Origin of the sequence: Sphingomonas sp. (assembly GCF_051962185.1) — a bacterium.
Lineage (GTDB): Bacteria > Pseudomonadota > Alphaproteobacteria > Sphingomonadales > Sphingomonadaceae > Sphingomonas.
The window spans coordinates 1-6,547 of record NZ_JBQCCN010000291.1 but is presented as its reverse complement, the minus strand read 5'-3'; the positions used below and the strand labels follow the sequence as shown (position 1 = coordinate 6,547).

Genomic DNA, 6,547 nt, shown 5'->3' with positions numbered 1-6,547 from the left:
ATCCCGACACCGAAAGCGCGATCGCGCGCGTCGAAGCGTTGTGGCGCGCGCTATGATTCGTCCCCGCCCGTTCCTTTACGCGTCCCCGGCGAAGGCCGGGGCCCAGCACCAACGAAATCTGTCGGTGAGGGTGAAGCTATTCAACCATGGGCGCCGCAACTGGGCCCCGGCCTTCGCCGGGGAGGCGTTTTGATGGCGGCGGACGGCAAATTGCTGGCCCGGGCGCTGGCCGATCCCTCGTCGGTCGCAACCCTCGACAGCGCCGACTGGCAAGCCTTGCTGACGATGGCGCGGGCCGAATTGCTCAGCGCCAGCCTCGCATACCGCCTCGACGGCATTCCCAAGCCCGAAGCGGCGCAACGCTTCCTCGACGACGCCAAGGCCTCGTGCGAGCAAGGCCGCCTCGTCGCTCTGTGGGAAGTCGAGATGGCGCGCCGCGCGCTCGGGGAGCTCGGCGTGCCGGTGGTACTGCTCAAGGGCAGCGCGTTCATCGCAGCGGGCCTGGCGGCGGGGCGAGGGCGGTTCGTCGGCGATCTCGACATCCTCGTGCCGCGCGCGGCGATCGATCGGGTCGAGACGGCGCTGCTCGACGCTGGCTGGGAATGGGTCAAGCCCGATCCCTATGACGACGCCTATTACCGCCGCTGGATGCACGAGCTGCCGCCGCTGATCCACCGCGAGCGCGATCGCATGATCGACGTCCATCACACGATCCTGCCCCTGACCGCGCGGCCGACGCCCGACGCCGCCGCGCTGATCGCCGGCGGCGTGCGGCTGACGAACGGCCTGAGTGTCCCGTCGCCCGAGGACATGGTCTGCCATGCCGCCGCGCATCTGTTCGCCGACGGCGACCTGTCGGGTGGGATGCGCAATCTGTGGGATATCGATCGGCTGTGTTTCGAGTATGGCAGCGAGGACAAGGATTTCTGTCTGAGCGTCTATGAACGCGCCCATCAGCATGGTCTGTTGCCGCATGTGCGGCGCGCATTTCGCCTGGCGTCGCAACTCTACGATACGCCGGTCACGGGGTACCGCTCGCCGATCCGCGTCAGTCTCGAGCCGGAGCCCGGCGATGCCGCCTATCTCCGCCGCCTGACCGCGCGCGACGGCTGGGGGCGGCAGATCCGCCCGGTCACCCGGCTCGGTTTCTACGTTCGCTCGCATTGGCTGCGCATGCCGCCGCTGATGCTGGCCCGGCACCTGTGGACGAAGTGGCGCAAGGGCACGGGCTGACTCTTCGCGTTTCGTGATGATATGAAATCGCGACTCAGGGGGAGAGCGACATGACCAAGCGATTGATCGCGCTGGCGATTGCCGGCCTGTGCGTGACGGGCGGGGCGTGGGGCGAGAGCGCGCAGATGCGCGGCAAGTTTCCGGCCAATGTGCGGGAGGCGGACCTGCTCGAGAACGTCGTGGTCGACCGGTTCAACGGCCGCGACGCGCGCCAGTTCGAAACTGCGCTCGAACAGGCGATCGGCGTTCCCGCCGGCCGCCCCGACGGCGTCCTGACCGGCGGCGTCACCACCGGGGTCGAGGACAGCAAATATCAGGGCAATGAGGAACGCTGCGTCGAGTGGAAGGACGGCAAGCGCGACGGCACATGCCTCAAGCGCGCAAAGGTCGACATCCCGTGCTTCCGCCGCGTCATCAACCTGACCGTCAGCATCCGGCTCGCGCGTGTCGCCGACAACATGCCGCTATGGTCGGACAACAAGCCGCTTCGCGACGAGACGACCTGGTGCGAGGGCAAGGCGCCCTATCGCACGACCGAGGAGGCGGTCTCGGCGATGATCCAGGATCTCGCGCAAAAGATCCGCCTCGACGTTCGTCCGCGCATGGAAACGTACAAGGTCCGCTTTCGCGAAGACCGCGACGGCATGCCCAAGGATATCGGTGCCGAGTTCAAGGCGATCGTCAAACTCTCCAATCGCGACTTGCCGACCGCTTGCCGGCAATGGGCCGCGCTCAACGGGCGCCTGCCCAATCACCCGTCGATCCTCTACGATCTCGGCGTCTGCGCGGAGGCGGCGGGGGGCTATGCCGATGCGCAGAACTTCTATCGCTCGGCCCAGGCTGCCTTGCCCAAAAAGTCGAGCGAGATGGCCGATTCGGCCGACCGCGTCGCGCGGCTGATGATTGCGCGCGCCGACGACGAGGAGATCGCGCGCCGCGCCGCCAATCGTCGCTAGTGCGAACGGCCGCTCTGCGGCAGACCGGGACTGAAGGCCGGCCGATTCGAGCACTCGGCGGCGTCGCTCAAGTGATCGGTTGACCTACGGCGGCGGCCTGCGCGAGCGCGTCGGCGAGCTGATCGTAATGGCTGAAGATGACGTCTGCGCCCAAGTTGCTGCTCTTGTTCGGGGAGAACAGCGCCACCGGCATCCCGGCGGCGCGTGCGGCGCGAATGTCATAGTCGGTATCGCCGACGAATGCCGCTCGGCCGCCGTGTCCGTAACGCGCCTGCATCAGGTCGATCGGCGCGCGATCGGGTTTGGTCGCGGTCAGCCCCGCGGTGTCGCCGCCGATCACCCCGACGAAGCGGTCGAGCAGACCGAGCTCGCCGAGCAGCTTTCGCGACAAATGTTCGATCTTGTTTGTCACCACCGCCAGAGTCACGCCGCGCGCACGGAGTGCGTCGAGCGCCTCGATCACGCCGGGAAACGGTCGCGTCCGGTCGGCGATATGAGCCGCATAATGGTCGAGCAGCACCGGCAGCAGCCCGTCGAGCGCCGCATCCCCGCCGGTCGCGTCCAGCGCACGTTGCAGCATCAGCCGTGTGCCGCCGCCGATCATCGGCCTGACCTGCTCGACCGTCAGCGGCGCACGGTCGATCGTCGCCAGCGCGTGGTTCACCGCCGCGGCCAGATCGGCGACGCTGTCGACCAGCGTACCGTCGAGGTCGAAACCCACCAGGGCGAAAGGGAAATCGGACATGGCGTTGGCGCCTGCCAGCAACGCTATGGAAATGGCAATATGTTCGTGGCAGGGCGCGGCCCACGGAGACGCCCATCATGACCAAACCAATCGCCGCGATCATCCTTGCCGCCGGCATGGGCACGCGGATGAAATCCGACCTGCACAAAGTGCTCCATCCGATCGCCGGCCGGCCGATGCTGCTCCACCTGATCGACAATGTGCAGGCGCTCGACGCCGGGCGGATCGTCGTCGTCGCGGGCGCGCGGCGGGAACAGGTCGAGGCGGCGGTAACCCCGCTCGGCGTCGAGGTCGCGATCCAGGCCGAGCAACTCGGCACCGGTCACGCCGTGCAACAGGCCGAGGCGGCGCTGGCCGGCTTCGATGGCGACGTGCTGATCCTCTATGGCGACGTTCCCTTGGTCACCACCGACACGATGCGGCGGATGATCGAGCGGCTGCATGGCGAGGGAGAGCCCAGCGTCGTCGTGCTCGGCTTCCGCCCCGCCGACGCCGCGGCTTATGGACGCGTCATCGCCGATGCCGACGGCCGGATCGCCAAGATCGTCGAGTTCAAGGACGCCTCGGCCGACGAGCGCGCCGTGACCCTGTGCAATTCGGGCCTGATGGCGGTCCGCTCGGCCGATTTGTTCCGGCTGCTCGGCCAGGTCACCAACGACAATGCCGCGGGCGAATATTATCTGACCGACCTGGCGGAACTGGCGGTGAAGGATGGGCGCGGCGCGATGGTGGTCGAGACCGCCGCCGACGAGGTAGCCGGCATCAACAGCCGCGCCGAGCTCGCCGCGGTCGATGCAAGCTGGCAGGCCAAACGTCGGGTCCAGGCGATGGCCGAGGGTGCGACCCTGGTCGACCCCGCGACGGTGTGGTTCAGCTTCGACACCCGGATCGGCCGCGACGTGCTGATCGAGCCGAACGTCTTCTTCGGCCCTGGCGTGTCTGTCGCCGATGGCGCGACGATCCGCGGCTTCAGCCATATCGAGGGCGCGACGATCGGCGGTGGTGCCGAGGTCGGCCCTTATGCCCGCCTCCGCCCCGGCGCGGTGCTCGGTGAGAAATCCAAGGTCGGCAATTTCGTCGAGGTCAAGAAAGCGGTACTCGGCAAGGGCGCCAAGGCCAATCACCTGACCTATCTCGGCGATGCCGAGATCGGCGCCGGGGCGAACATCGGCGCGGGCACAATCACCTGCAATTACGACGGTTTCTTCAAGTACAGGACGGTGATCGGGGAGGGGGCATTCGTCGGCTCCAACTCGGCGTTGGTCGCCCCTGTCACGATCGGTGCGGGCGCGATCGTCGGTGCGGGCTCTACAGTCACCAAGGACGTGGAAGCCGACGCGCTACGCCTAGTCAGGCCCGAACAGCAGAGTAAATCGGGCTGGGCAAAGCGTTTCCGCGAGATGATGACGGCCAAAAAGAACGCGTCGAAATAGCGACGTCTTGATATGATATCGCGATATGATATCTATATATCATGCGTACCCTGGTCGATATTCCCGACGACGACATCGAATGGCTCGATCGCAAGGCGAGCGAGGAAGGCAAGTCGCGTGCCGCGGTGCTGCGCGAGGCGGTATCGGCCTTTCGCGCGGAAGCGAGCAAGGACTGGATCGCGCGCGGCGCCGGCTATTGGAAGCATCGTCAGGATCTCGGCGATGCGGTCGATTATCAGCGTGCGATGCGCGACGATCGCGACAACGGCTGACCCGTGGCGGATCCGTTCTTCGATACCAATATCCTGATCGATTGGCTGTTCGATCGACCGCAGGCCATCAGCGAACTGGCGCGCTATCGGCGGCATCGCATCAGCCGTGTTGTCTGGACCGAATTGCTCGCCGGGGAACCGGTCGAGACGCGACGCGATATGCAGGCGCTGCTCCATCCGTTCGAGGTTGTCGATGTCGATCAACGAATCGCCCAGGCCGCCGCGGATATCCGCTATCGGACCGGGATGAAGCTGCTCGACGCGTTCATCCTGGCGACCGCGCAGGCCAATGGCGCGATCCTCGTGACGCGTAATACCAAGGACTTTCCGGCGACCATGCCGGGCATTCGTGTTCCCTATATCTTGTAAGAAAGCTTCCCAACCATGTGTGGAATCATCGGAATCGTCGGTAACGAACAGGTCGCCGACCGGCTGGTCGAGGGGCTGCGGCGGATGGAATATCGCGGCTATGATTCGGCTGGCGTCTGCACCGTCATGGATGGCCAGCTGATCCGCCGCCGTGCGGAGGGCAAGCTCAAGAACCTCGAGGCGGTGCTCGCCGCCGATCCCGCGCCGGGCACGACCGGCATCGCGCATACCCGCTGGGCGACGCACGGCGCGCCGACCACCTCGAACGCGCATCCGCATGCGACCAGGGAAGTCGCGCTCGTCCACAACGGAATCATCGAGAATTTCAAGCCGCTGCGCGAAGCGCTGCAGGCGCGCGGCCGCGTGTTCGAGAGCGAGACCGATACCGAGGTGGTCGCGCATCTCGTCAGCGAGCAGGTCGAGGCCGGCCAGTCGCCGCAGGATGCGGTCAAGGCGGTGCTGCCGCAATTGCGCGGCGCCTTTGCCCTGGCGATCGCTTTCCGCCAGCATGACGACCTGCTGATCGGCGCGCGGCTCGGCTCTCCGCTGGTGGTCGGTTACGGCGAGGGAGAGACCTATCTCGGCTCGGACGCGCTGGCGCTGGCCGGGCTCACCCAGCGCATTGCCTATCTCGACGAGGGCGACTGGGTCGTCATCACGCGCGACGGCGCGCAAATCTTCGACGCGGAGAACAATCCGGTCGAGCGCGAGATTACCATGTCGGGCGCGACCAGCGCGATGATCGAGAAGGGCAATTATCGCCATTTCATGCTCAAGGAGATCCACGAGCAGCCGATCGTAGTGGCGCAGACGTTGCGCTCGTACATCCGCGGCGTCGAGCAGACCGTCGCGCTGCCGCAGATGGATTTCGATCTCTCCACGGTGAGGCGCGTCACCATCGTCGCCTGCGGCACCAGCTTCTACGCCGGGCTCGTCGCCAAATATTGGTTCGAGAGTTTCGCGCGCGTGCCGGTCGACATCGATGTCGCCAGCGAGTTCCGTTACCGCGACCCGGTGTTCGAGGACGGCGGCTTGGCGCTCTTCATCAGCCAGTCGGGCGAGACCGCCGACACGCTCGCCGCTTTGCGTCATGCCAAGAAGGCCGGGCAGAAGATCGCCGTCGTCGTCAATGTGCCGACAAGCACGATGGCGCGCGAGGCCGATCTGTTGCTGCCGACTCATGCGGGCCCCGAGATCGGCGTCGCCTCGACCAAAGCGTTCAGCTGCCAGCTCGCGGTGCTCGCCGCGCTCGCCGCGCACCTCGCCGTGGTCAAGGGCAAGATGAGCCGCGAGGAAGAGGTCACGGTGGTCAAGCATTTGATCGAGGCGCCCGCTGCGCTCAACGCGGCGCTCGCTTATGACGAGGCCATCGCCAGCATGGCGCACCTGATCGCGCCAGCGCGCGACGTGCTCTATCTCGGCCGCGGTCCGGATTATCCGCTGGCGCTCGAGGGCGCGCTGAAGCTCAAGGAAATCAGCTATATTCACGCCGAAGGCTATGCGGCGGGCGAGATGAAGCACGGCCCGATCGCGCTGATC

7 protein-coding genes are annotated in these 6,547 nt (G+C 66.3%); 6 read left to right on the top strand and 1 reads right to left on the bottom strand.

Annotated features, from left to right (window positions below; genetic code table 11):
- Positions 1 to 192 precede the first annotated feature (192 nt).
- Together ACTHJR_RS18030 and ACTHJR_RS18025 are read left to right on the top strand one after the other, a co-directional pair.
- Positions 193 to 1,233: a nucleotidyltransferase domain-containing protein gene (locus ACTHJR_RS18030; RefSeq protein WP_440524747.1), complete on the top strand. Its 1,041-nt coding sequence runs from the start codon at positions 193 to 195 to the stop codon at positions 1,231 to 1,233.
- Positions 1,234 to 1,283: 50 nt separating this feature from the next.
- The gene (locus ACTHJR_RS18025; RefSeq protein WP_440524746.1) at positions 1,284 to 2,189 is read left to right on the top strand and encodes a hypothetical protein; all 906 of its coding nucleotides are present in this window, start codon (positions 1,284 to 1,286) and stop codon (positions 2,187 to 2,189) included.
- A gap of 67 nt (positions 2,190 to 2,256) precedes the next feature.
- Here the strand turns inward: ACTHJR_RS18025 and ACTHJR_RS18020 are convergent, their stop codons facing one another.
- Positions 2,257 to 2,934, bottom strand: coding sequence for an HAD-IA family hydrolase (locus tag ACTHJR_RS18020; protein WP_440524744.1), 678 nt, complete (start codon positions 2,932 to 2,934; stop codon positions 2,257 to 2,259).
- A 77-nt stretch (positions 2,935 to 3,011) separates the two neighbouring features.
- On the opposite strand from ACTHJR_RS18020, the gene glmU reads away from it, so the two are divergent.
- From glmU to glmS, 4 genes are all read left to right on the top strand, one after another.
- Positions 3,012 to 4,367, top strand: coding sequence for a bifunctional UDP-N-acetylglucosamine diphosphorylase/glucosamine-1-phosphate N-acetyltransferase GlmU (gene glmU / locus ACTHJR_RS18015; protein ID WP_440524742.1), 1,356 nt, complete (start codon positions 3,012 to 3,014; stop codon positions 4,365 to 4,367).
- Between the two features lie 41 nt (positions 4,368 to 4,408).
- Positions 4,409 to 4,639 (top strand): ribbon-helix-helix protein, CopG family, encoded by a 231-nt coding sequence (locus tag ACTHJR_RS18010; protein WP_440524740.1) that lies wholly within the window; start codon positions 4,409 to 4,411, stop codon positions 4,637 to 4,639.
- A 3-nt stretch (positions 4,640 to 4,642) separates the two neighbouring features.
- Positions 4,643 to 5,008 (top strand): type II toxin-antitoxin system VapC family toxin, encoded by a 366-nt coding sequence (locus tag ACTHJR_RS18005; protein WP_440524739.1) that lies wholly within the window; start codon positions 4,643 to 4,645, stop codon positions 5,006 to 5,008.
- 15 nt (positions 5,009 to 5,023) lie between these two features.
- Positions 5,024 to 6,547: glutamine--fructose-6-phosphate transaminase (isomerizing) (gene glmS / locus ACTHJR_RS18000; RefSeq protein ID WP_440524738.1), on the top strand; the 1,524-nt coding region annotated here is incomplete at its 3' end.